The sequence below is a fragment of the Alteromonas sp. PRIM-21 genome (assembly GCF_027563165.1).
In the GTDB taxonomy this organism is placed as follows: Bacteria; Pseudomonadota; Gammaproteobacteria; order Enterobacterales; family Alteromonadaceae; genus Alteromonas; species Alteromonas macleodii_A.
On record NZ_JADOEK010000012.1, the window covers coordinates 59,677 to 86,000 of the forward strand.

A 26,324-nucleotide genomic window follows, 5' to 3' on the forward strand; every position below is an offset into this window, starting at 1 on the left:
TTTATAATTTGCCTAGTGTGTCCCTATCGACGACTTCAGGAACAAATAAGTGCTCAATTGGGATAGGACTTTTAATGTCATAAACATGTTCAAGTACCCAATAAGCGGCCATTTCTCCCATAGCGTGAATAGGGTTATTAATGGTTGTTAGCTTAGGATAAAGATAGCGCGAAAATAGCACGTTATCGAAACCAACAATGGAAAGCTGAGTTGGGATATCAAATCCAGCTTCTCGAGCCGCCGTCATTGCGCCAGAGGCCATTTCATCGTTTGCGCATACAAGGGCGGTAAAGTCTGGGAACGTAGCTTGAAGGTGATGCATCCCTTCCTGTCCTGTAGACTCATGGAAGTCGCCTTCAAACAAGCTGTTGCTGTCAAATGTAAGTCCTGCTTCTTCAAGGGCTTTTTTGTGACCAGCAAGGCGATCGCTCGCATCTTTTTTAAATAGCGGTCCGCTAATATAAGCTATCTTCGTATGACCCGCGTCAATGGCCGCTTTCGTAGCTAAGTAGCCACCTTTTACGTTGTCTACAACAAAGCAATGTTGCTCTAGATCGTCTACTTTTCGGTTAATCACTACAACCGGGACTTTGCTGTCGACCAGCTTTTTCAAGTAGTCGTCAGAGACGGCCTCAGCGTGCAAGATAAGCGCGTCACAACGGCGGCTTTTCAAAAACTCTATGGCTTCGTGTTCACGCTCTTCATCGACGTGTCCCGCGGTTATGATTACATGCTTACCACTTTTCTTTAGCACGTGTTCAACCGTACTCATCAAGTCACCAAAGTATGAGCCATGCAGTTCGGAAACAAGTAAACCCACACTATTGGTACGGTTTGATGCCAGAGATTGTGCAATGGCGTTGGGCTGATAGCCCAGCGATGCCATAGCGTCTTCCACTTTTTTACGGGTGCGTTCGCTTACTTTCGCGTTTCCATTCATAACGCGAGAGACGGTAGCCAGCGATACCCCAGCTGCTTCTGATACTTGGTAAATTGTTGCCATACGGTTTCTAGTAATTGCCCTTATTTAATACCGCTAATGTACCCATTTATACGACTCTTAACCAGTTTTGAATAGGCTAAAGCACTTTGTTTTAAGGTGCGTTTTTGGGTTTCGTAGTCAACATATACAATGCCGAAACGTTTTGAATAACCCAGCGCCCACTCAAAGTTGTCCATCAGGCTCCATGCAAAATACCCGCGAATGTCTACACCCTTTTCCATCGCTCTATTTACGGCATTTAAGTGAGTGTGAAAATAAGCAGTACGCGTATCATCTATAACTTCGCCGTTATTAAGAACATCATCCATTGCCGCACCGTTTTCGGTAATATAAATAGGCGGTAAGTCGTAGCGCTCATTAAGATCAACCAGCAGTTCGGTAAATGCGTCAGGGGTAATTTCCCAGCCCATAGCGGTTAGCTCGTTTGTTGCTGGTGGAACAATCTCAAACCAACCATTTCCATCACTTTGATACAGAGTGCGTGTGTAGAAATTAATACCCAAATAGTCGATAGGTTGAGAAATGATATCCATATCACCCTCAAGTATTTCTGGTTTGCTATCAGCATCGAGCATGTCGATAACATCAGGGTATTTACCTTCTATTATCGGCTTTAAATACCACTGGTTATGGTAGTCGTCGGCCAGCTTAGCCGCGTGCTTATCTTCATTAGAATTCGTTGTTGTATGGCAATTGCTAAAGTTAAGCACAATACCGTTTTGACTATTCGGGCAATGGTTATTAAGTACTTTCAATGCTAATCCATGCGCAAGCAGCAGGTGGTGCGCTGCTTTACGCCCGTTGCCCACCCCTGTTTTACCCGGCGCATGAATACCGGCTTCATAGCCTAAATAAGCAGAGCAAAATGGCTCGTTTAACGTGGCGTAAGAATAAACTTTTTCGCCCAATGCCTTTGCCACGGCCTCTGCGTATTTTTCAAATGCGTAGGCGGTATCGCGGTTTAGCCAGCCACCCTTGTCCTCTAGGTACTGTGGTAAATCCCAGTGATAAAGCGTAACGAACACTTTCATACCGCGTTTTACGACTTCGTTAACCAAATTGACGTAAAATTGCATACCTACTTCATTAACAGTGCCGTCTTGCATCATAACGCGGGGCCAAGAAATAGATAATCGATAGGCATCGACACCTAAGGCATCGATAAGCGCTACATCTTCCTTCCAAAGCGCAACGTGATCGCAAGCTACATCACCGTTAGTTGCATCTGAAATAGTTCCGTGTTTTTCACAGAAGGTGTCCCAAATGCAGTCCAACCTTCCTTTTCTGTCACCTTCTATTTGAAAGCTTGATGTTGCTACACCAAACAGAAAGTCTTTAGAAAGCATCATGGAATTGGATGGAAGGTTAATGTCTTTCATCGTAGAAATGTCCTAGCAATAACAATTTCGTCATATTTGCTTTGCTAATCACTAAGCAAATAACATCATATTTACATTGAATTCGATAACGCTTCATGTAATTATCTACTCAATGTAAGCGCTTACAAAATAATTTGAATAAGCATGTAAGCGCTTTCAAATGTAAATTTATCATTAATCAGAAAAATAGCAACAGAGGTTACTTGTGGACACACCAGTTCAGCCGAATATTTCATCCGCCCAAGAGCAAGGGGCAAACGGTGGCTACCGTTTTGCGCTAATCTCACTTACCACGTTGTTTTTCATGTGGGGATTTATTACATGTTTGAACGACATTCTTATTCCCTATCTAAAAGGAGCTTTTAACCTTAGCTTTACGCAAGCAATGTTAATTCAATTTTGTTTCTTTAGCGCTTATTTCATCGTTTCGCTCCCTGCGGGAATGGTTGTGTCGCGCATTGGTTACCAAAAAGGCATTGTGCTTGGCTTAGGTATAGCATGTGTAGGCTGTTTGCTGTTTTTCCCTGCTGCGTCTAGTCAAATTTATGGTGTTTTCTTGTTGGCGCTCTTTGTGTTGGCGTCAGGTATAACCATACTTCAAGTGTCTGCCAATCCATTTGTTACAGCACTTGGAGACCCGAAAACAGCATCGTCACGACTTACCATGACCCAGGCATTCAACGCGTTTGGTACCACAGTGGCGCCATTCTTCGGCTCTTATCTTATCTACGGTGCCACAGGTGAGCACGGTGGCGGCACGCCAAGTCCATCAGATGTACAGGTTCCTTATCTTATACTGGCGGCATCACTACTGCTTCTTGCTCTTGTATTCATGTACTTGAAGTTACCTAAGCTTAACCACACAGGCGCAAATGCAGGTGTATTTAAAGGCGGCGCATGGCATCACAAGCACCTTGTATTAGGTGCGGTGGGTATATTTATGTACGTAGGTGCTGAAGTTGCCATTGGCAGTATGCTAGTCAACTACTTAGCTAGCCCAGCCGTAGGCGGCCTAACTGAAGCTGGCGCGGCAAAACTGCTGGCGTATTACTGGGGCGGAGCCATGGTAGGGCGCTTTATCGGCGCTGTCGTTATGCAAAAAATCTCAGGTGGTTATGTATTGGCCTTTAATGCTTGTGTAGCAATTGGCCTTATTTTGCTATCGCTTTCAAGTACGGGTGACCTTGCGCTGTGGAGTATATTAGGCGTAGGTTTATTTAATTCAATTATGTTCCCTACCATTTTCAGTCTTGCACTACAGCAACTAGGTAAGGACACACCGCAAGGTTCAGGTATTTTATGCCTAGCTATCGTGGGCGGAGCTATCGTTCCACTTTTTCAAGGTATGCTGGCCGACTCGATTGGGGTCACGCTTTCATTCCTATTACCCGCTTCGTGCTATCTCTACATTGCTTATTACGGCCTTGTAGGAAGTCGCGTATCTAAATTTCAAACCACTGAAAAGTAACGAGGATTAATAATGCGAAAAAGTCTAATCGCGAAGGTTGTTGCAGGTGCATTGGTCAGTGTCTTAGTTAGCGCTTGTGCATCCGATGAAGACGCTTCTTCAGTTAACAGTGCCGTAGAAAAAACGAATAAAGCCAGTGAGATATGGCCTAAGCTAGATATCGAAGTAAAGTCAGACCCTGCGGTAGAGAAAAAGGTAGATGATATTTTATCTACCATGACGCTTGAACAGAAAATTGCGCAGATGATACAGCCAGAAATTCGCAATATCACTGTTGAAGACATGCGTAAGTATGGGTTTGGCTCTTACCTCAATGGTGGTGGCGCGTTTCCGAATAACGACAAGCATGCAACTCCTGAAGATTGGGTGGAACTTGCCGAAAAGCTATATCAAGCTTCCATTGACGACAGCCTAGATGGTTCAACAATCCCGACAATGTGGGGTACCGATGCTGTTCACGGTCATAACAATGTTATTGGCGCCACTTTATTTCCTCATAACATAGGTTTAGGTGCGGCAAATAACCCTGATTTAGTAGAGAAAATTGCACATATCACAGCGAAAGAAGTGATGGCGACGGGCATTGATTGGGTATTTGCGCCAACAGTTGCTGTTGTACGTGACGACCGTTGGGGTAGAACCTATGAAAGCTACTCTGAAGATCCGGCTATTGTAAGAGAGTATGCTGCATCAGTGGTTAAAGGTCTTCAAGGTGCTGCTGACAAAGACTTTTTAAGCGATCAGCGTGTAATCAGCACGGTAAAACACTTTGTCGGTGATGGCGGTACCGTAGGCGGAGACGACCAAGGTGATAACGTAGCTAGCGAGCAAGAGCTATTCGATATTCATGCCCAAGGTTATGTTGGCGGATTAACCGCTGGTGCGCAGTCTGTTATGGCATCGTTCAACAGCTGGAACGGCGACAAACTTCACGGTCATAAGTACCTATTAAATGATGTACTTAAAGACCAAATGGGCTTTGACGGCTTCGTAGTAGGAGATTGGAACGGTCACGGCCAAGTAAAAGGCTGTAATAACGAAGACTGCGCGCAAGCTATCAACGCGGGTCTGGATATTTTCATGGTACCTAACGATTGGAAGGTACTGTACGACAACACCCTCGCTCAAGTGAAAGATGGGACTATCGCGATGACGCGTATCGATGATGCTGTGCGCCGTATTCTTCGTGTGAAAGTACGAGCGGGCCTTTTCGATAAGCCTAGCCCAGCAAATCGACCACTTTCAGGTAACCGTTCATTAATTGGCAAAGCTGAGCATCGCGAAGTAGCAGCACAAGCGGTACGTGAGTCACTTGTACTGCTGAAAAACAAAGATAAAACTCTGCCTCTTTCTGCAAATAAAAATATATTAGTGGCCGGTGATGGCGCCGACAACATTGGTAAGCAGTCTGGTGGCTGGAGTATTACGTGGCAAGGTACCAACAATACTAATGCCGACTTCCCAGGCGGTAGTTCTATTTACGACGGTATACAAGAGCATGTCGAAAGTGCAGGTGGTAACGTAGAGCTTTCTGTTGAGGGCGATTTTGAAACTAAGCCAGATGTCGCCATTGTGGTATTCGGGGAAGAGCCTTACGCAGAAGGCCACGGCGATAGAGAAACGCTTATCTACCAATACGGCAGTAAGAAAGACTTAGCGCTACTTGAAAAGCTGAAGTCTCAAGGTATTCCTGTGGTATCTGTGTTTATCAGCGGCCGCCCAATGTGGGTAAATGCCGAGCTTAATGCATCTGACGCTTTTGTCGCCGCTTGGTTACCTGGCTCTGAAGGTGCTGCGGTAGCTGATGTGCTGTTTGGCGAACAAGACTTCAAAGGAAAGCTATCTTTCTCTTGGCCATCAGAGCCTCAGCAGATAGTTAATAAAGGCGATGAGGCTTACGAGCCGCTCTTACCTTATGGTTTTGGTCTTACTTTCAGCGATGAAAATGTATTAAGCAATACGTTAAATACTGAAATAAAAGTCAGCACTGACAGCAACAAGCCGATGGAAATCCTTAATGGTGCCGTGCAGTCACCGTGGGTTCTATGGCTGTATTCAGGTGATGAAACGTTACCTGTAAATGCAAGCACTCACACCCTTGGTGCGCTGTCCTACCGCACTGTAGACAAAGTAGTGCAAGAAGATGCACGAAAAGTCACCTTTGATGGCTCTGAATTTGCGGCTATGCGCTTTGCTAGCAAAAGCTTCTTCCGTGAAGATTTAAGTGCACAACTACTTACAGAAGGTGCGTTAAGCTTTAACGTTAGCCGTCACTCAGATATTAATGCGCCTGTTACCGTGGGCATGAACTGTGAGGGCGAAGGGGATGCTGCGGGCAGCTGTTCAACGCAGATTGATATTAGCGAGCAGCTAAAAGCAATGCCTGCTGATACATGGACAAACGTGAGTATTGACCTGCAGTGCTTTGTTGACGAGGGCATTGACTTCACTGGTCTTGTCGTACCGTTTGAGCTAGGCAGCTCAGGTAAGGCAAGTTTGAGCGTAGCAGATATTCAGTTTACGCCAAGTGCGGCAGAATCAGCGAGTATAAGCTGCCAAGAGTAAGTTAAAGCTCTATCACTAGACCTTAAAAAACGTCGCCGGGGCAAAGCCTTGGCGACGTTTTTGTTTGTAAACAACTAAAGCCACACACCTACTTCTATTAAACCCTCAATATTAGATGCTCTTTAATCATCGTCGCTAAAAATACAAACTCTATTCCTACCGAATCGTTTAGCTACGTATAGTGCATCGTCACATTGATTGATTAGTGTCGACGTTTCAATACCTTTTTGATATTCGGCGATGCCAGCGGAAAAGGTTTGTTCACTGATTTCAGTAGAAATACGCAATTGTCGATAGCTATCAAGGATTGAATCTACAACTTTTTTAGCTTCGGAAGCTGAGGTTTTTGGAAGGCATAAAATGAACTCTTCTCCGCCATAGCGTCCAAAAGTATCTGTTTTTCTAATGGAGTTAGATACATGCTCGCAAAACGCTTTAAGTAAATCGTCTCCGCATTCATGGCCGTAGTTGTCGTTGATGGCTTTAAAGTTATCCAAGTCAATCAACGCCAAAGATAAATTATTTTGATAGGCTTTTGCTTGGCTAATCTCTAACTGTACAGCGCCGAGTAAACTTCTTCTGTTGCGAACGCCTGTCAGTGTATCTACGGTTGCAAGTGTTTCTTGTTCTCTTTTCAGTCTTCGCTGGACAATGTATAGATAAGTTATAAGGGCTAAAAGTACTACTAAGGTCAGCACTCCAACACTCAGAATTAAATTTGTTCTGTTGCTGTTTGCGAGTTCCACACCTGCTAATTCATGCTGTTTCTCTAAAAGTTGCAGTTTTCGCTCAGCAAGGGCGCTTTCATAGTAGTCGCTAAACACTTCCTCTCGATCGTCCGTTTGGTAATAAAGGGACTGATAAAAGTCTTTGCTGTCGCGCAATGCTGATATAGCCGCTTCTTTGTTTCCTGACTGCTCAAAGAAAGAAGACTGAATAGATCTAAACTGCGCCCAGTGCAAATCTGATGAGCTGTAATCGGCGCTTAGGCTGTCGATAATATTATCCATCAGTGCTTTAGCTGTTTCTAACTCGCGTTTCTCTACTAGCGCTTTAAATCGAAAGATTTGATAGGTATTAGTATCGTATGAGTCAGGTAGTGTGGATATAAAGTCCTCGGTTTTTTCAATTAATGCATGGGCCGCGTTAACTTTTTCTAAGGTATAAAAATACTCAATTTTTGAGACAAGACCATAGGCATAAGTATCCCAATCTTCAATAGAGGTTGCGTAATCGATGTAACGTTCAAGCGTATTCAATGCTTCGTCTATGCGACCTGAATTTTCAAAACTTCTTCGTTGGCAATCAAGTGCAATTTGGTAATACCTGTGGGGACTTGCCTTTGGTCTATTACGAAAGAATGCTTCTGCTCGTGAACACAGTTCTAGCGCGTTTTTATCTTCGCCTAGGTAAGACATACTGAGCCCTATCTCAAGCTCCATGGTTTCGATTGCACCATCTCCAAAAAATTGTTTTTCAGATAGTGAGGGGAGTTCTTCTATAATTTTCGCGCTGTCATTTAGCGATGCTCTTATTAAGCCCATACGAGCAAGGAAAATGGATTTTGTGGCAAGGGCATCAAAATAAAGTTCTTTGTCTTTGTTGCGAGCAAACGCGATGATTTTATCAATTTCGCTGTGAGCTAAACGCCACTTTTCTTGTATAGCCAAGTTATAGGCTGACAGAATTTTATGTCGGTAGTACAAAGAGGGATGGGTATTTTTTACTTTTTCAAGGTGATGTGACGGAGCAAGGTAGTATTTTTCAAATCCAGTTGGATGGTCAATAATTGAATGTAGCAAAGCGATATAAACGGATGCAACAGGTGACGGTGTAGATAAGCTTTCAAAGTCAGAAACTAATGACACCAACGCTTCTTTACTATCGGGTTTACTGCTTATAATTTGGGAATATGCTTGGAAATATCTATCACCGCTAATCGCAAAAGTAGAATTAATTCCCATCAAAAATAGCACTAGCGCGCTAATACACTTCTTATACTTCACTTGCTTTCTTCTTCTACTACTCATACCTGAGCTTATGAAGTGAGGTTACCAAAAAATGGCAGAAATGTTTGATGATTTTAGTGGGTTGGAATTAAAAAAGGGCCTTAAAAAGGCCCTTATCGTAAGTGCTTACTATACTTAGAAGCTGTATCTAGCACCTAGCGTGTAGCGAGGGCCATACTGACGGGCAAATAAGAATTGCTCTTCAAATCGGCCGTAACCACGCTCGGTTTCGTCGTTGATGTTTACACCTTCTAGGAACACTGTTAGGTGCTCATTTACATCGTAGTTGATGCTGGCATCAACTTGACCAAAGGTGTCGAACTGGGTAGCTGGGTTATCTGATGAACCTTGCGCTTGACCAATACCAACAACATAGTCTGAACGCCATGCGTAAGTAACTTTTACAGACAAACCTTCCTTCTCGTAAAACACTTGGAAGTTAGCTGAATCACTGATACCTACTAGCGGGTTTTGCTGTTCTAGGTTGTATGGGTCGTACTCTACGTCACCGTCAACCAGCGTCGCGTTAGCGCCAAAACCGAAGCCCGTTTCACCAAATGTGTGTTGAACAGCAAGCTCGATACCTTCAACGGTTTTTGATTCGTTAAGGTTACGTGGCTTCACCACGTTCCACTCAATAAGAGGGTCATCTGAATTAGGCTCAACTACGCCTTCTTCGTTAGCATAACCTGCCGATAAGAAGTAGTCGTAAATGTTGCTGTCGGTGGCTTGAATCCCGTCTGCTTCAAGTGCAGATACCGCTTCTTGCCATCTTGGACCAAGATAGATGTCATTCAGTCCGTCAAAGGTTTCAAGTGCACCTTGCGTATCGATGTAGTTTTTAACCGACTTTCTAAATAGTCCGACTGACGCATAGCTCGCTTCGTCGTAGTACCACTCGAAAGATAAGTCTAAGTTAGTTGACTCATAAGGCTTAAGATCGGTACTACCTTCAGACACGGTTCTTGAACCAATTTTAGGGCTGCCGCTAAACGAACGTCCGCCTTGTAAGAAGCCGATAGGTGCACGAGTAATCGATTTACCCCAAGAGAAGCGGGCAACAATGTCGTCAGTTACATCAACTTTCACGTCGAACATAGGAAGCAATACATCGTACTTACCGGTAAAGTCCTGCTCTTCAACACCGTCTTGGAAAACAGTGATCCACTCACCAGCCGCAACCCAGTTTACCTGAATAGGTACGCGAACTTCAGCAGTGCTAGGTACTTCTGTTTCTTCGTAGCGAAGGCCGGCGTTAATTTGAACGTAGTAATCGCTAACGTCAAAGTCCCATTCGGTCTGAACGTAAATTGAGTCTGTTGTCTCTTCTACATTGCTTACCGAAGGGTCACCGCTGAAATATGGGTCAATAGAATACGCATTGCTTTCACCCACAACGTCGGCAGTGATGAATTGAAGCTGACGCGCAATGGCTTCATCAAAGTCAAAGGTGTAGTAGTAGCCTGGGTTCATACTTGCGCCGCCACCATCAAAGGCGTCTAAGAAGCCTGAGGTGTCGTTGCGAACGAACATACTGTCTGGGAAGATTTCCGTGAACGACGGGCTAAAGCCAGGACCGCCGCGTAGTCCGCTCCATGCGGTAAAGCCAGATAGAGACTGTTCTGTGCGTGCTACACCAAAATCAATTTTAACAAGCGGAATATCCCACGCAGAGTTATACCAAGTACCGTCTAACTGCAGTTGCTCAATGTCAGAACGTCCTGGTGAATAGATGAACTGACTGAAGTTAGAGTCAATTTCACCCGGCATAATTTCATTAGTGCCGTTATTCCAGTTTACATAGACTTGAGGGATTTCACCTTCACGGTAGTCATAAACTTTAGAATCTAATTGATTTGAACCAAGAATGATCTGCCCAGCGCTACCCAATCCTTCGTCATAACCATTGTCGGTTTTGTTGTAAGAATCATGGTAATCCAAACGGAAATGCCAATCGTCATTTACCATCCAGTCTAAGTTTACACCTAGTGAACGGGCATCAACGCGGGTAGTGTTGCGGCTTGCGGTAAATGAACCGTCATCGCCGCTGATATCTGCATAAACAGCAGTACCATTTTCATCAAGCTCGTAAGCATTGATGTTAGCACCAAAGTTGTTCCAAATACCCCAACCCACACTATTAGTGCCGGTAGTTGCACGAGACGCGGTGTAGTCTATGGTCGCGGTAAACTCATCTATAGGGCGGAACTGGAAGGTAACTTGCCCATTTGAACGTTCGCGCTGTACATCATTAATGCTGTAGTTCATGTCTTTTGGGAAGAACGCCGCATCGGTAATATTAGTGCGGTTGTCGACAACATCACTGGGATCTAGCTCAGGCAGTGCATCGTTCTCTTGAAGTACCCAACCTTGAATATTTGCCGACTGCTGTTGGAAATCACGCTCTTGGTGCGAAAAAGACACCCCGAACCCGAACATGTCATCGGCGAAAGTATTGGTGTAAACACCTGCGATCTCTGGGGTGACATCGTCACCTGCTTCATTAGACGTATCGTAAATACCTTTTACTGAAATAGTCGCGTTTTGTCCTGACTGGGAAAGCGGCTTCATAGTAATGATATTTACCGTAGCACCTAAGCCCCCACTCGGGTTTTCTGCACGGGCAGTTTTTTGAAGCTCTAGCGTGCTTACGCCTTCAGATGAAAGGTTAGCAAGGTCGAAAGAACGGGTAAAACCGGTACCCGGCATTTGGCGGCCATTTAGGGTTACCAGATTGAATTCTGGGCCGAAACCACGAACAGTAATTTGGCTACCTTCACCGTTATTTCGGCTAATAGTTACACCGGTAATGCGTTGCAATGCTTCAGCCAAGTTGGTATCAGGAAATTTACCTAGCTCTTCAGCTGATATGGCGTCTACTACACCGCTCGAACTGCGCTTTAGGTCCATTGAGCGGATCATACTGCCGCGAATACCGCTAACTTGAATAACTTCTACTTCGCCTTCTGCGGGCGTTGCTGTTTCTGCTTCTTGAGCGTACGCGGGTAGCACAAGAGAAGAGCCCATCAACAAAGCCATTGATGTGGCAAGCTGGGTCTTTTTAAAAGGTGTGTTTTTCATAATTGCCCTACTAATTCTTATCAATTTTGTATGCCGCCTAAGCACTGCTTAGGCGACACATGCTTTGCTATTGCGCTGCAATTTCAACATTATCAACGCGGTATACTGCGCCCTCACCAGAGCCCCATGCAGGGAACATCATGATGACGTTGATTGCACTGATATCCAGACCTAAGTCATAAAGCGTTTGAAGAGGGAAAGTATAGGTTTGCCACTCGCCTTCAACAGGGTCTACACCTTCAAGGCTAGCTGAAATAGGAAGTTCTACGGCTGATGACACGTTGATAGATTCAATTTTGAACAACCAAGGCGCTGAAGCATTATTAGGCATAGAGCTTACTTTCATTTCAAATCGCACAGCACCATCAGTTAGTAGTGCTGACGCGTCGTAAGAGTGACCATCATCAGCAATGATGCCCATTACCGTTGGCGTTGCGCCAATTCGAAACTCAGCAACTGTTCCGTGGTCTGCATCATCAACTTCCTCGGTAGGCGTTGAGCCACCGCAGCAATCCCAAATACGCCACTGATCTGCCGCAGTGTCAGCAAATAGGGTAATGCCAGACGCTGATGGGGCATCTTGTCCACTGTCAGGGTGGTATATTTTTACGTTGTCTAAGCGATACACAGCGCCTTCACCAGTACTCCAAGCAGGGAATACCATAATGACGTCAATGGCGCTAACATCTAAGCCACGAGCTTGTAGGTCAGAAATAGGGAAAGTGTAGGTTTGCCACTCACCTTCTACAGGCGCTTGACCTTCAACGCTATCCGCTAATGGTAGTTCTACCGCAGTTGATGCATCGTTAGACTCAACTTTAAATAGCCACGTAGAGTCTGGATTGTTAGGAGCGCTCACTACTCTCATATCAAATTGTAGAAGGCCACCATCTGTAAGTGCAGTTGCATCAAATGGGGTATCACCGCCACCAGCGGCAGAACGAGTAATAAAGCCCATTACGGTAGGTTCTGCGCCGATACGGAATTCTGCAGTTAAACCGTGCTCTTCATCATCCATTTCTTCAGTTGGCGTAGAACCACCGCAGCAGTCCCACATGGGCCAATCAGGGTTTTGGCCATCTTCGAAGATAGTAAGTTCAGGATATGCAACCGCACCGTCCTGTGAAATTTCTACATTAGTAATTTGATAAACGGCACCTTCACCTGCGCCCCAGTCAGGGAAAATCATAATGGTATCAATGGCGCTGGTATCTAGTTCTGCTTCAGCAAACATACTGATGGGAAATTGATAGCTTTCCCATACGCCCACTTGCGGTGTAGCAGGTGCAGTATCTGAAGGCCCAACGTAGCCGCTCATAAGTGAAAAAGAGGCGTCTGTAGTTGCTTCAGTACTTTCAACTTTCAGGTTCCAGTTTGCTTCAGCATTATTAGGTGCAGAAACAAGTTTTAAATCAAATTTTAAGCTACCAATGCCTTCAAGGGGAGATGCATCAAATGGAGAGGCTTCACCTTCTGGGTCAGTAAGAAACGCATCGCGACTGATAAAACCGACTACCGTAGGATCTGCGCCAAAGGTAAACTCATAAACTTGACCAAGCTCAGTATCTTCAACAAGTTGAGGTGTAGAGCCACCACAGCAATCCCAAGCTGCCCAGTTTGGATTAGGTGTACCATCAAAAATGGTTAAGTCTTGTGGAATACCGGTAGAAGGCGGTGACGGGATGGGGGCTGCGCCTTCTACCAATGCATCATCTACACTGTCGTAACCAGGGCGCACAGTCTCACAACCTTTACCAGTTTCAGGGTCTGAGGCACACTCATAAACGCGCACGTAGTCAATTTCGAACGTTTGACCGTCTGCGAATGCATCTGCATCTATGCCCGTTTCGTTAACTGCTTCAGGCCAGCTTCCGCCCACAGCGAAGTTAAGGATCATGAAAAACTCTTGATCGTAAGGGGCGTTATTCCATTGGGTTTCAAGTTCACCAGTAATTTGGTCAAAGTACTCAGTGTACCAACCGCGATGAGAAAGACCTGTGGCATCACCATTTGCGTTATAGCGCACTTCAGAGCGACGCTGAGTGGCATATAAATAGCCGTCCATGTACCAGCGAATTTCACCTTCCTGCCATTCTATAGCGTAGGTATGGAAGTCATCAGCTGGGTTCGCGCCATCAGGAAGAGAATAGGCTTGACCAGAGCTATCATTATTCGGCCATTCTTGACCATAGTGAAGGGTGCCGTAAATATGGTTTTCAGGGTTACCGTCTGCGTCTGCTGCTTTCAGGTTTACCGCTTCCATAATGTCGATTTCACCAGAGCGCGGCCAGCCGCCATAGACGGAATCAGTAGGCATCATCCAGAATGCAGGCCAGCTACCTTGACCTTCTGGTAGCTTAGCGCGCATTTCAAAACGGCCGTATTTGAAATCGGCTTTATACTGAGTAATTAATCGGGCTGACGTATAAGGTTTAGGTGCACCCTCTTCGGCAGGCAGTGCAACAATTTTAAGGCTACCATCAGACACAAATGAATTATCTTCGCTGTCTGTGTAGCACTGGGCTTCATTGTTACCGCCACCATCGCAGTTTACTTCATGGGTCCAGTTATCATCGTTAATACTGGTTCCATCGAACTCGTCGCTCCAAACAAGCTCCCAGTCGGTAACGGGAACCGTTGCGTCAACAACGTCGATATCTGTAGAGGTTGTTGCTCCACCTCCACAGCCAAATAGGGTTGTGACTGAGATCGCGGCAGCTATCCGCGAGAGTTGAGATGCTTTTTTCGTCATTGTTTTCAGCCCTGATCAAAAGAAATTGGGTTTTTATGTTGTGGCAAATGCCACGTAAAAAGCTTGTGTAAGCGCTTACAAAATGGGTCAAATAAAAATGGCTGTTTGAAAGCGCTTACATTACATTAAGCCACTGACACGTAAAGATCAATACTGTTCTCAAAAAATTAACATTTAGTAGAATAAGTATTTATCGGAAAAAATATAAAAATGTAAATATTATCAGTGGTTTGTATGATATTAATAGTTTTCTTCAAAAAGATGGTTTTAACGATTCACTCAGCATTTACAAATGAAAAGGCACGGTTGTTAATAAGGTGTTTGGAGTATTTCACTCGCACCAAATAGTGCTTCACGATAAGCTTTCTTTATAGTTTAAAAAGAGCATAGCCTATGCACAATCACCATCATCATGTCGACACTACTTCTTCTAAGGAAGATTCCACTCGTATCGGATGGGCATTCTGGCTGAACTTTACGTTTACTATTATCGAGTTTATCGGCGGTTGGCTCACTAACAGTGTGGCTATAATGGCAGACGCTGTTCATGACCTAGGCGATTCCCTCTCAATTGGGTTAGCCTGGTACTTAAGTAAACTAGGTCATAAAGCCTCTACCGAAAAGTATACCTATGGCTTTAAAAGGCTAAGTTTAATGGGAGCAATGATTAACGGTCTCATTTTAATACTTGGTTCAATTTGGGTAATGTCTCAGGCCATCCCCCGTCTCTATAACCCAGAGATGCCTGTAACGGAAGGGATGATAGGACTTGCTGTATTGGGAATATTGGTAAACGGGTTCGCGGCTTACAAGCTTCATGGTGGCCATACGATGAACGAGAAAGTGCTTAACTGGCACTTAATTGAAGATGCGATGGGGTGGGTGGCGGTGCTAGTCGTAGCTATTGTACTTCACTTTGTAGAATGGCCCATTCTCGACCCAATATTATCGATAGGTTTTACCCTCTTTATATTAATAAACGTAGTGAGATACGTTGTGCAGACAATGTCTTTGTTTTTACAAGGTGTGCCTGACGTATCTACGCGAAAGGCTATTAGCCAAGCGTTGCTGTCTATGGAGCATGTTGAAGAGCTTCATCATTTACATTTTTGGTCTTTAGATGGTGAACAACATGTACTTACCGTTCATGTCGTCATCAATTGTGCTGTGGACAATGAAAAGTTACGTCAGTTAAAAGCTGAGGTTCATAAACGTCTAGCGCCATTTGCACTTGCACATACAACCGTAGAGTTTGAACTACCGGGAGAGCCATGCCGCGATGAGAATGATCATTTGCATGCCCATTCTCATCATCATGAACACGACGAGATAAATTAACATGCAATAGAGGCAGGGGCAGGAAGCCGTTAGTTAATTGTGTATTTAACTGCTTTAGCGCTTAAGTTATCGCCTTCAAAAAAAGAGGGGCGTATACACGCCCCTTTAAACACACACGCTTTGAAGGTTTAGAATTGTGCCTTGAAGGCTACGCCGTAGTAACGGTCTGCATCGCGAGGGATTTGATAACGGAAGTTATCGCCGCTATACGTTGTTGCATAGCTTTCATCAAGTAAGTTTTTAGCAATCAAAGATACGCGGAATGCATCGTCTTTGAATGAGAAACTCACGCTTGCGTTAAGCATGCTGTAGTCAGGCAACAATGAGTGCGGATTAAATTCGCCCGTATTGCCTGGCAAGTCAGAGTACTGCTCGTCGGTGTAGATATACGATGCGTTATAGTAAACATCGAATCCGTGCTCTGTTTCCATAAAGTATTCAGCGGTTAGCGAGTATTTCATGTCAGGTGAGAAAGGAACATCCAGCCCTGAACGGTCAGTACATGTCGCTTCTTCAGGACAGTTAAACTCATCGATTTCTGCTTTCGTGTATGCAGCACCACCGATTAACGTAAGGTTGTCGGTTGCGTTCCACATCATATCAAGCTCGATACCCTGTGTTGTCACATCACCGGCATTGGTCAGACGGGTAATACACGCACCGTCCGAACAATCGAAGTTATTCGCTTGGAAACCTTCAATGTCGGTGCTAAACAAAGCAACGTTTAACAATAGGTCGCGGCTTGCGTACTTATAGCCTATCTCAAAAGCGTCAGATTCTTCAGCGCCAATAGGTCGACCGTCGTTGTCTGGGTTAAAGTTATAGTAAACATTAAAACCTGGGCCTTTGTAGCCTTGCGAGTAAGTAGCATAAACCATCTGATTTTGGTCAAGGTCGTATTGAAGACCAATACGTCCAGACAGATTGGTTTCATCTACTACGCCTTCGGCATCCGTGTTTTCGGTAGCAGGGCGAACACCAACGCCACGACGTCCATATTCGTCGTTGCTAATGCGGCGATGTTTATAAGACACTTCATCATCGGTATAGCGAAGGCCGAAGATAAGACGCATGTCATCACTCAAATCGTAAGTACCATCGCCATATACCGCCCAGTTATTAAACTCGGTGCTCATAAATGCAGTGGCAGAAACGATATCGTTTGCATTACATGATACGCCAAGTGAATCAGCGTAAGCGTCTAAGTCTGATAGCGCGTTGGTTAGGTCGTCTCCTGATAAATTGTTTTCTGCGTAAAAAGATAGTGCCTGATCAAGCTGACCATTATTGTTTTGGCAACTAGCATCACGAGTAAAGTTACGTTCAGAATCCATGTTCCAGTAGAACATACCAGCAAGGAAGTTAAATGGGCCTGCTAGATTAGAAGCAACACGGAACTCTTGAGAAAACTGACTCCACTCCTGTTCACCCACATCGTGCAGTTGGAACGGTACGCCGAAAACAGGCTGGTCGCTGTCGCCAGCAATTGACGTGAAGTCACCTTCGCGGAATTCAGTATTTTCCCATGAACGCTGGGCTGTGATTGAAGTAAAAGTATAATCGCCGACGGTCTTATCAACCTGAACAGAGAAGGCAGAATGGTCGTCGATGGTACGAGACTCAAAATCATGGTCAATTTGACGCTGCTCTAAATCAATACCATCAGCAATGGTTGCGCTGCTTGGTGCTGCTTGTGAGTCTGGGTTACGACCGCTTGATACGCCTTCTAAATCGGCACAACAGTCGTCATCAGCACTGTAAAATTCGCTAATAAATTTAACTTTTAAATCGTTGGTTGGTTCGTAAAGCACAACAGCTCGTGCACCTTCGCGGTCGTAGCCATTTACTGTTTCGTTGTTATAGACGTTGTCTATATAACCATCGAATTTACCTTGGAAAACCGTCAAGCTAGCTGAAAGGTCGTCTGTTAAACCACCACTCACTGTGCCTTTTAAACGGTATTCGTTGTCTTGGTAAAATTCAGTAGAAAGGCTACCTGTTAAGTCTTGTGACGGGTCTTTTGTGGTGATATTTACTACGCCCGCTGACGCGTTTTTACCGAAAAGTGTGCCTTGTGGGCCGCGCAGCACTTCAATACGGTCAACGTCGTATAGGTCGGCAAAAGCCTGTCCAGAGCGGCCTAATACAACGCCATCTACTACTGTTGCCACACTTGGCTCTGCTGCGATACTAAATGAAATTGTGCCAATACCCCGAACCGTTAATGCAGAGTTACGGGTTGTGGTACCTTTACGAAAACTTACCGATGGGACGAGAGCCTGAAGATTCTCAACATTATTTGCGAAAGCTGACTCTATCTGGTCACCGCGTAATACTGATACTGCTACAGGAACATCGCTAATACTTTGTACACGTTTCTGTGAGGTTACGACAATCTGCTCGAATGACTTATCGTCTTTTGCAGCTTCGGTTTGTTCAGTCTCTGCATCTTGCGCATAGGCATTTGCGTTAAGCAGCAATCCAGATGTCATAGCAAGGGTTACCGCCTTACTGATGATCGATCTTTTTGTATTCATGTTGTTCTCCAGGGTATTTCGCTTATCTCGCTCTAACTAACAATGGCCAACATTTTTCGGATATATCAACCGTTGTAAGTAGACGGTGTTTGGTTTTTTATTTTTCTTAGTTACACAAGGGGCATGATTTAAAACGCCGCACTATGTGATTTGTCATTACCAGTCTTTATAAAAGATATCTTTCGTCTGATGTCTTATATAAGAGTAATTAAGTTAAACAATTGTTAAGTCGTTTGCAAACGTTATGTTAACTTTTTTGTGTTTTTTCTATACAGGAGCGAAGCGTTCGTTTTAAGCCGGCTGAGAAGCAAGGCGCTTTAGGCCTTGCTCGTATTTTACCCGCCACCACTTAAGGCTAATGCCAATGGCGGCGAAACAACTTGCCCACAAGCCAATTAAAGCCGGTACAAAGGCGTTACTGATCCCGCCTACAAAGCCCACTGGGGAGAACATCAGATACAGGGTAGCGATAAGGCCTACCAGCACAATGGCGCAGGGGATAGCGTAGCGCCATGGGGTCATATTAACTTCAGCCTTAGGCGTAAAATGCCATGGCGTCGCCATTGGATACAGTTTACCTATAGTTAACATAATGGTCAGTTCTATAGCGAATAAAATGGCATATATGTGAATGAAATTGATATCCACTTCCCACACGAACTTCAATAGCCCATAAGCGATTACGTGGAAGATAATTGCCACTTTTGCGGCTAGGGCAGGCACTTTCTTAGTAAACAGTCCCACAAGCACAATGGTGATGACAGGAATGTTGTAGAACCCAGTGAATATGCGAATAATTTGCCATAAGCCTTCAGGTGCAAACATAAGCAGTGGTGCAGTGATAAAAGACAGCACAGCAATTACGATACTGGTGATTTTAGCCACGCGTATTAGCTTTTCGTCACTCACTTTATCTTTCTTGAAGGGCTTATAAACGTCTAAGCAAAATAGAGTAGCAGCACTATTAAGCAGTGAATTAAAAGAGCTAAACACCGCACCAAGCAATGCAGCTAAGAAAAAGCCTGACAAATACTGTGGCAGTACGTCTTTAACCAAATGGGGGTAAGCGAGGTCGATAGTTTGTAGGTTTTCATCCTGGTATAGATGGTAAGCAATAACGCCAGGTAGCATCATCATAAAGGGCACAAGCACTTTAAAGTAGCCTGAGAACAGCACGCCTTTTTGACCTTCAACCAGGTTTTTGGCCCCAAGGGTTCGTTGAATAACGTATTGATTTGTACCCCAATAGAACAGGTTAGCTAATATCATACCTGTAAAAATAGTACCGAAAGGGACTGGATCGTTAGCGCCGCCTATGGCATTGAGCTTTTCTGTTTCTGTTGTCGCAATAGTTGAAAGGCCGACACTAAAGCTTCCGTCGCCTAAAGCAATTAAACCAAGTATAGGGACTAGCAAGCCAACAATTAAAAGGCCTACACCGTTAATGGTATCTGATACGGCTACTGCCTTTAGGCCACCAAAAATAGCGTAAAGCGCGCCTATGGTGCCCACGATCACAATGGTTATGACTAAGCCTACTTCATAGCTTACGTTGAAAAGGCCCGGTACATCGAACAGTCGCAAAACTGCAATGGAGCCTGAATAAAGTACCGATGGAATAGTCACTAATGAGTAGCCCACCATAAACAGTACTACGGTCATTCTACGCACGCTGTCGTCGAAGCGGTCTCGTAAAAACTCAGGTAGGGTGGAAAAAGCCCCCGCTAAATAACGGGGTAAGAAAATAAGCGCCATAATTATGGTAGAGATACCTGCGGTTACTTCCCACGCCATGGCGCTAAGGTTATAGCCGAAGGCAGAGCCGTTTAAGCCAATAAGCTGCTCTGCAGAAAGGTTAGTAAGGATCATGGACCCGGCTATAAAGGTGCCGGTCAGCCCTCTTCCTGCGAGGAAGTAACCATCTTGCGTGTTAACTTCCCCTTTGGTTTTCATGTAAGAGATAGCAGCAACAATCGCCATAAATGCCATACATGACAGTAGGGTAAGGGTAATATCCATGAACAACTCCTAAGCGCTATGCTGGCCAGTGTGAGATATTCGACATATCCATATCGGTATGCTGAACATCAGGACCCATGACAATGCGACTGCCTTTTTGAATGAATACAGCAACATCATTAAGTGCCAATATCTCTTCTATGTATTGTTCACCCTGTACCACTTCATCGGTACCAAAGCGCACCCACTCGCCTTTAGGTAGGTAGTATTTAATTTTGCCGCCAGGCACGACACAAGGCACAACCAGCAAGTCATCACCACACATAAACTGGTGTTCAAAAGCGTGAGAAAGCGGCTGGTCAGGAAAGGCTAACGCCATAGCTCGCTGAACCGGCAGGCCCGTGAGAGATGCTTTTTCTGCGGTTTCTTTTAAATAAGGAATAAGCTTGTAGCGCAGCTTTAATGCGTCAAACACGGCATCTGATGCTTCATCACCATATGACCAGGGTTCACGAGGGCCAATACCATGTAATCGCATGTGGGCGCTAAATACTGATGCTTGCGCCCATCGTACATAGAGCTCTGCATCTCGGGTATCTTTGTAAAAACCGCCGATATCTGTAGCAAAGAAGGGTCCGCCTGACATGCCCCACGATAAGCTGCCACGTATACTTGCCGCGAGGCCGTGCCAATCAGCTTGCGGGTCGCCGCCCCACTGTGATGGATAGCGCTGGCTTCCCGTCCAAGCAGAACGGCTAAATAAGAATGGGCCAGTTTTGCAGTAAGCTGCAGCGGCCTCATAAACGCAGCGGTTATAAAGCATACTGTAAACATTGTGCAGGCGATTGCCGGAATCACCGCTATACGACAGCATATTGTCGTCTTCAAGTTGCTCACCAAAGTCGGCCTTGATCATGTCTACACCAAGGTCAAATAGAGGTTTGTGTGAGGTTTTCCAAAACTCATAAGCTTCTGGGTGGGTAAAGTCTAAGATACCTGAGTCTGGCAGTGGCGTAAGCACCTCCCCAAATGGGCTCAAGTCCCATTCATAGCGATACGCTTCGCCAGTGCGCTTATCTTTTATCAGCCAGCCTTTTTCTGCAGCTTTTTTATAAAGAGGGTTTTTCACTGAAATCATGGGGTATTCCCATACGCAGATTTTAAAACCTAACGCTTTGAGCTCATCAATAACCGGCTGTGGGTCTTCGTAACGCTTCGGGTCCCACTCAAAAGCAAAGCGAGTATCCGTGTCTTGCCATGCACGACCGTCAAGGGTAATTACATCACAGGGCATATTCTTTTCGCGTACTTCACGGGCTACTGCGAGCAGCTCATCAGCATCTTTATAATACGCTTTAGAAAGAATCACGCCTAAACTCCACGTAGGTGGTGTAGGGGCAAAGCCGGTTAATTCACTGTAGGTTTTAATGCTTTGGGCCGGTGAGTCTTGGTGGAACAAAAATACGTCAAGAAGATTATCTTCTACTAAGCACACATAAGCTCGCTGTGACCAGAGCGCATATCCTACGCCATGGGTGACAGGTGCAGGTGTATGTACAAAAAGGTTCCAACCTTCAGGGCTCCACGCATACGGAGTATTTTTGTACGACTTCTCAGCGTTTACGCCAAGGGCGTCGTGATTGTATGAACGAATAAGTTGGCCGCGTTTATCAAGCTTGCCCCATTTCTCGCCAAGACCGTAAACCGCCTCGTCATAACCAAGTTCCAGGCTTACTAACCATCCGCTGTCTGTTTTAGCAAAGGGCGGTAAACGATGCTGGCGCACAAAGTGGCCGTCGGTAGCGCTTTGTTGAACCAGCACATCATCTTTATACAGCTTAAAATGTAGTGGAGAAGCAAAAATCTCTAAACGATAATTGCCAGAGACAAGCGTGCTGTGCGACTTGTCACCTGAATATACTAACGTTTGCTTATCGGGCGACTGTGTAAGCATAGCAAAGTCATCAGTGGCGTTAACGTCACTTTGAATGCGTAAGCCAAACTGGCTGATACTTAAGCCCAACTCACCGTATTGCGTAGGGACGATAAGTGTTTTATCGTCTGACAAAAAGGGCTGCTCGGTGATGTCAGCAGCTTCAATATTGTTCCAATCTGGTTCAGTTACACAAAAAGCGTTACTCATTTCTACATTACCCTTGATGTCTTATATAAGACATAAGTTAATGAAATGTAACTTGGGTGTCAATCTGCAATTATCAAATTATAAAGATTTAGATCGGAGCTCTGTCTTTTTATTTAGACGTCTAGTTGAAGTTACACTGACCCTATTATTAGAGCAAAGCTGCGCCACAGTAAGCTTGTCTCATGTTTATGTTGAGACATTAGACACTGATATTTTTGATAATAAGTGTCACGCCACTTAACGCGAGCATGGTCAATGCTAACAATCTTACAGAGGCGGCGGGCACGCGTGCCGCAAGCATTCGTCCTATTCTTGTGAAAATCAGGATCACCGGGATAGCGAGTAAAGCAGAAAGGAAAACATCGCTCGAAGGTAAAGTACCAAAGGGGATTATAGCCAAGCGTAATAGCGACGTTATGCTAAACACCGCCAGAAGCGTAATTCTAATTTCGTTAATTGGCCAGGCTTGTCTGTAACACTGAAATACCACTGGCGGACCGAACGTAGAGAATAGCCCGCCTAACATTCCGCCGAGACCGCCCGCAACGGTAAAACCAAAGGCACTACCAGACGGCTGCCCCCGCTTTCTTTTAACCAATAAAAGTCCACAGCAGCTTAAAATAGCGAAACCAAGCAACAGGTTAAGCCATGTTGCCATACCAACGGACAAGTACTCCAACAGCGCATATCCTATTCCCATAAACGGAATACCGCTAAGAAGGAGAATGGAAAAAGCGCGTTTGTTTATTTGTTCGGTGTTTCTTGCTACCAGACTAACAGAGTTAAAAAGGCTCAAAAAACTTACCATAAATGTTGTCGCTGTGAGGGGTAAAATACCAAACAAGGTAAAGCTAGACACCACCATAAGCCCAAAGCCAAACCCACTTAATGTTTGCAGAAGTGTCGCAAGACCTAAAAGGGCGAACATGGGGAGTAGTGTTTCCAAGGGCATGTATGTTATTCCTACTATGTATGTGATTTAAGTCAAAAATGCGCTATAACTCTTGTGTATGATATAAAAACAATAATTAAGCGTTTAGGTTAGGGTTCATGTCTTCATCTCAATTCGATCACAAACTCAGCGGTCCAAGTCTCGCTTTTCAGCCTCTGTATCAACAGGTAGCTGAATACATTAAGCAACTTATTGTTGAGCGTCGATGGCAACCCGGTGAGATGCTGCCTAGTGAGTTTAAACTTGCAGACGAGTTCAAAGTGAGTCAAGGAACCGTTCGCAAAGCGTTAACACTTCTTACCGACACTAAAATTGTAACCCGCAGGCAAGGGGTGGGCACATTCGTTTCTGAACATACCGCTCAAGATGCATTGTTTCGCTTTTTCCCGTTACAAGCTGACGGAAAAGGCGCCGATTTACCTAAAGCAGAGCTCATCAGTAAAGAGCTGGTTGAGCCGAGTGAAACGGTTCAAGCAGCTCTTGCTTTATCGGCAAAAGATAAAACGGTAAAGCTTAAACGCAGACGCATACTTGAAAACGAATTTTGTATGCTAGAAACGATATTTTTGCCATTCAAAATGTTTCCCGAAATCCACCAGCGCGAAGATATTCCACATACCTTGTATCACTTTTATCAAACGGATTATAACCAAACCGTATTTAAAACCCGTGACAGCATCAAAGCCGTTCTAGCGTCAAAAAGTGATGCGAAAAGCTTAGGTATTGAAAAGGGAGCACCCTTACTTTTGGTCACTCGCGTCACAGAATCTATTGATGGCAAATTAATAGAGTATCGAGAGAGTAAATGCAGAACCGACCACTATCACTATCAAGTTGAACTTGACTAACTTGCTTCACCTCTAGTCTGCTCTAAGCCTTTTCTACCGCTCACATTACTGCCCTTTCCTAAAAAGCGGGCATTGATAAACGTCCGCTTAACATACCCGCCCCCGAAACCGGGGTATAAGCGTTGTCCAATCTCATCACTAAAAGCCAAACTCGATCTTTTAATTTAGTTTGTTAACACTTTGTTGACATAAGAGTGCCTGTGTAATAACTTATGTCTTATACAAGACTAAAGTTTGAAGCTGAAGTTATACAAGAGCATACTGTTAAAGTAAAACTAATTAACTTAATGCAACAAATTCTAAGGTGAATGAAGCAATGAATAAGATACCTGAGGTAGGTTTTGGCTTTTGGAAAGTAGATACTGCCATTTGTGCTGAAACAACATACCAAGCAATCAAAGCTGGATATCGCCATTTAGACTGCGCAGCAGACTATGGCAACGAAAAAGAAGTGGGCGAAGGCATTAAGCGCGCTATTGATGAAGGCCTGTGTACCAGAGAAGAGTTGTGGGTAACCTCTAAGCTTTGGAATACGTTTCACGCTCCAGAGCATGTAGAACTGGCGCTTGAAAAAACGCTATCTGATTTACAGCTAGACTACCTAGACTTGTATCTTATCCACTTCCCTATTGCGCAAAAGTTTGTGCCAATTGAAACACGGTATCCGCCAGAGTGGTTTTACGACCCTGACGCAGCTGAACCTAAGATGGAGCTTGCCCCTGTGCCGCTTCACAAAACGTGGGAGGCCATGGAAGCGCTCGCAGATAGCGGTAAAGCAAAACAAATTGGTGTGTGTAATTACAACACGGGCTTGCTTAATGACCTAATGAGCTACGCGCGCATTAAGCCAGCTATGCTACAGATTGAATCTCATCCTTACCTTACCCAAGAACGTCTAATTCGTTTAGCAAAAGACTACGGTTTAAATGTTACCGCGTTCTCACCTTTAGGTGCGCTTTCATACCTAGAGCTTGAAATGGCTGACCAAACTGAATCAGTACTTCAGCAGGACGTAGTAAAAGCCGCTGCAAAAGCCCACGGTAAAACGCCAGCGCAAATTGTGTTGCGTTGGGGCATTCAGCGCGGCAACGCGATTATTCCGAAGACGTCAAAAGTAGAACGCATGAAAGAGAACCTGGCGCTTTTCGATTTCTCATTAAGTGAAAGTGAAATGCAGGCTATTTCAGCATTAAACATGAATCGTCGATTTAACGATCCGGGTCACTTCTGCGAAGCTGCCTTTAATCGTTTCCATCCCATTTACGACTAGGAGTAAACTATGAAAAACGTCAATGACAGCTCTGCGGTAGCGTATGCAAGCGTACCTACTCAGCACAACTACAACGGCGGCGTGTTCCCTGAAATAGTCGTGAACAATGAAAGCTGTTCCACTGTAGAGGAAACGGTTGCTTTTGTTAAAGCGAATCAGGCAGAACTTGAAGCAAAACTTGCTAAATCTGGTGCGCTGCTATTTAGAGGGTTTCCTCTTGATTCAGCAGAGACCTTTGACGTTTTTTCAGCAGGCTTCGGCTATCCTAACTTTACCTATCAAGAGTCGCTGTCTAACGCGGTGCGCATTAACTATACCGAGCGTGTATTTACTGCTAACGAAGCACCTAAAGATGTAGAGATTTTCCTTCATCACGAAATGGCTCAAACACCTATTTCTCCAAGTAAGCTTTTCTTCTTTTGCAAAACTGCAGCAGATGAGGGCGGTGCTACGCCGCTGTGTCGTTCAGACAAACTGTTTGAAGCATTGAAAGCGGAAAACCCTGAACTGGCAAGGGACTTTAAAGAAAAAGGTCTGAAGTACACCACCACTATGCCTGCCGCTAATGACATCAATTCAGGGCAGGGCCGAAGCTGGAAAAGCACGTTAAGTGTTGAAACCGTAGAAGAAGGTGAAGCTAAGCTCAAAGAACTAGGTTACAGCTGGGAATGGTTAGAAGATGGTAGCTTAAAAGCGATTACACCTGTACTTCCTGCGGTAATCGAATTGGATGACGGTTCTGAAGTGTTCTACAACCAGCTTATTGCAGCTTACATGGGCTGGAAAGGCGTTCGCGAGAACCCATCTTCAGCCATTACGTTTGGTGACGGCAGCGCTATCCCAAAAGAAGGGCTAGAGCGTATTGCTGAGCTTTCTGAAGACTTCACGTTTGATTTAGAGTGGCAAGACGGTGATGTGGCTATTGTCGATAACTATCGTGCAATGCATGGTCGTCGCCCTTACTCTGGCGATCGCAAGCGTGTAGTGCTTGTAGCATTGGTTGCTTCAGAGCGTTAATGC

15 protein-coding genes are annotated in these 26,324 nt (G+C 44.8%); 6 read left to right on the forward strand and 9 right to left on the reverse strand.

The window, feature by feature from the left end:
* Position 1: 1 nt before the first annotated feature.
* Complete coding sequence (locus IW644_RS16055) at positions 2–1,003, reverse strand: LacI family DNA-binding transcriptional regulator (protein ID WP_269918444.1); 1,002 nt, start codon at positions 1,001–1,003, stop codon at positions 2–4.
* Between the two features lie 20 nt (positions 1,004–1,023).
* Positions 1,024–2,382, reverse strand: coding sequence for a GH1 family beta-glucosidase (locus IW644_RS16060; protein ID WP_269918445.1), 1,359 nt, complete (start codon positions 2,380–2,382; stop codon positions 1,024–1,026).
* Between the two features lie 205 nt (positions 2,383–2,587).
* Here IW644_RS16060 and IW644_RS16065 point away from each other — a divergent pair, with 205 nt between their 5' ends.
* Together IW644_RS16065 and IW644_RS16070 are read left to right on the forward strand one after the other, a co-directional pair.
* On the forward strand, positions 2,588–3,850 hold the full coding sequence (locus IW644_RS16065) for a sugar MFS transporter (protein ID WP_269918446.1): 1,263 nt from the start codon (positions 2,588–2,590) through the stop codon (positions 3,848–3,850).
* Positions 3,851–3,862: 12 nt separating this feature from the next.
* Positions 3,863–6,415, forward strand: a complete 2,553-nt coding sequence (locus tag IW644_RS16070) for a glycoside hydrolase family 3 protein (protein WP_269918447.1) — start codon at positions 3,863–3,865, stop codon at positions 6,413–6,415.
* Positions 6,416–6,537: 122 nt separating this feature from the next.
* Here IW644_RS16070 and IW644_RS16075 read toward each other — a convergent pair whose 3' ends face one another.
* The 3 genes from IW644_RS16075 to IW644_RS16085 form a co-directional block, all read right to left on the reverse strand.
* Positions 6,538–8,421 carry a GGDEF domain-containing protein gene (locus IW644_RS16075; protein ID WP_269918448.1) on the reverse strand — a complete coding sequence of 628 codons (1,884 nt, stop codon included), beginning with the start codon at positions 8,419–8,421 and terminating at the stop codon, positions 6,538–6,540.
* Between the two features lie 138 nt (positions 8,422–8,559).
* The gene (locus IW644_RS16080; protein ID WP_269918449.1) at positions 8,560–11,505 is read right to left on the reverse strand and encodes a TonB-dependent receptor; all 2,946 of its coding nucleotides are present in this window, start codon (positions 11,503–11,505) and stop codon (positions 8,560–8,562) included.
* A gap of 67 nt (positions 11,506–11,572) precedes the next feature.
* Positions 11,573–14,257: a glycoside hydrolase family 16 protein gene (locus IW644_RS16085; protein WP_269918450.1), complete on the reverse strand. Its 2,685-nt coding sequence runs from the start codon at positions 14,255–14,257 to the stop codon at positions 11,573–11,575.
* Between the two features lie 393 nt (positions 14,258–14,650).
* Here IW644_RS16085 and IW644_RS16090 point away from each other — a divergent pair, with 393 nt between their 5' ends.
* On the forward strand, positions 14,651–15,595 hold the full coding sequence (locus IW644_RS16090; RefSeq protein ID WP_269918451.1) for a cation diffusion facilitator family transporter: 945 nt from the start codon (positions 14,651–14,653) through the stop codon (positions 15,593–15,595).
* Positions 15,596–15,723: 128 nt separating this feature from the next.
* Here IW644_RS16090 and IW644_RS16095 read toward each other — a convergent pair whose 3' ends face one another.
* From IW644_RS16095 to IW644_RS16110, 4 genes are all read right to left on the reverse strand, one after another.
* Complete coding sequence (locus IW644_RS16095) at positions 15,724–18,132, reverse strand: TonB-dependent receptor (RefSeq protein ID WP_269918452.1); 2,409 nt, start codon at positions 18,130–18,132, stop codon at positions 15,724–15,726.
* Positions 18,133–18,423: 291 nt separating this feature from the next.
* Positions 18,424–20,151 carry a solute:sodium symporter family transporter gene (locus IW644_RS16100; protein ID WP_269918453.1) on the reverse strand — a complete coding sequence of 576 codons (1,728 nt, stop codon included), beginning with the start codon at positions 20,149–20,151 and terminating at the stop codon, positions 18,424–18,426.
* A 16-nt stretch (positions 20,152–20,167) separates the two neighbouring features.
* Complete coding sequence (locus IW644_RS16105; RefSeq protein WP_269918454.1) at positions 20,168–22,234, reverse strand: glycoside hydrolase family 31 protein; 2,067 nt, start codon at positions 22,232–22,234, stop codon at positions 20,168–20,170.
* Between the two features lie 199 nt (positions 22,235–22,433).
* Positions 22,434–23,186: a sulfite exporter TauE/SafE family protein gene (locus tag IW644_RS16110; protein WP_269918455.1), complete on the reverse strand. Its 753-nt coding sequence runs from the start codon at positions 23,184–23,186 to the stop codon at positions 22,434–22,436.
* Positions 23,187–23,284: 98 nt separating this feature from the next.
* On the opposite strand from IW644_RS16110, the gene IW644_RS16115 reads away from it, so the two are divergent.
* The 3 genes from IW644_RS16115 to IW644_RS16125 all read left to right on the forward strand — a co-directional run bounded on the left by IW644_RS16115 (position 23,285) and on the right by IW644_RS16125 (position 26,321).
* Entirely contained in the window at positions 23,285–24,034 is a 750-nt protein-coding gene (locus tag IW644_RS16115) for a GntR family transcriptional regulator (RefSeq protein WP_179984874.1), read from the forward strand.
* 316 nt (positions 24,035–24,350) lie between these two features.
* Entirely contained in the window at positions 24,351–25,304 is a 954-nt protein-coding gene (locus IW644_RS16120; protein ID WP_081366557.1) for an aldo/keto reductase, read from the forward strand.
* Positions 25,305–25,313: 9 nt separating this feature from the next.
* The gene (locus tag IW644_RS16125) at positions 25,314–26,321 is read left to right on the forward strand and encodes a TauD/TfdA family dioxygenase (RefSeq protein ID WP_269918456.1); all 1,008 of its coding nucleotides are present in this window, start codon (positions 25,314–25,316) and stop codon (positions 26,319–26,321) included.
* The last annotated feature ends 3 nt before the right edge of the window (positions 26,322–26,324 follow it).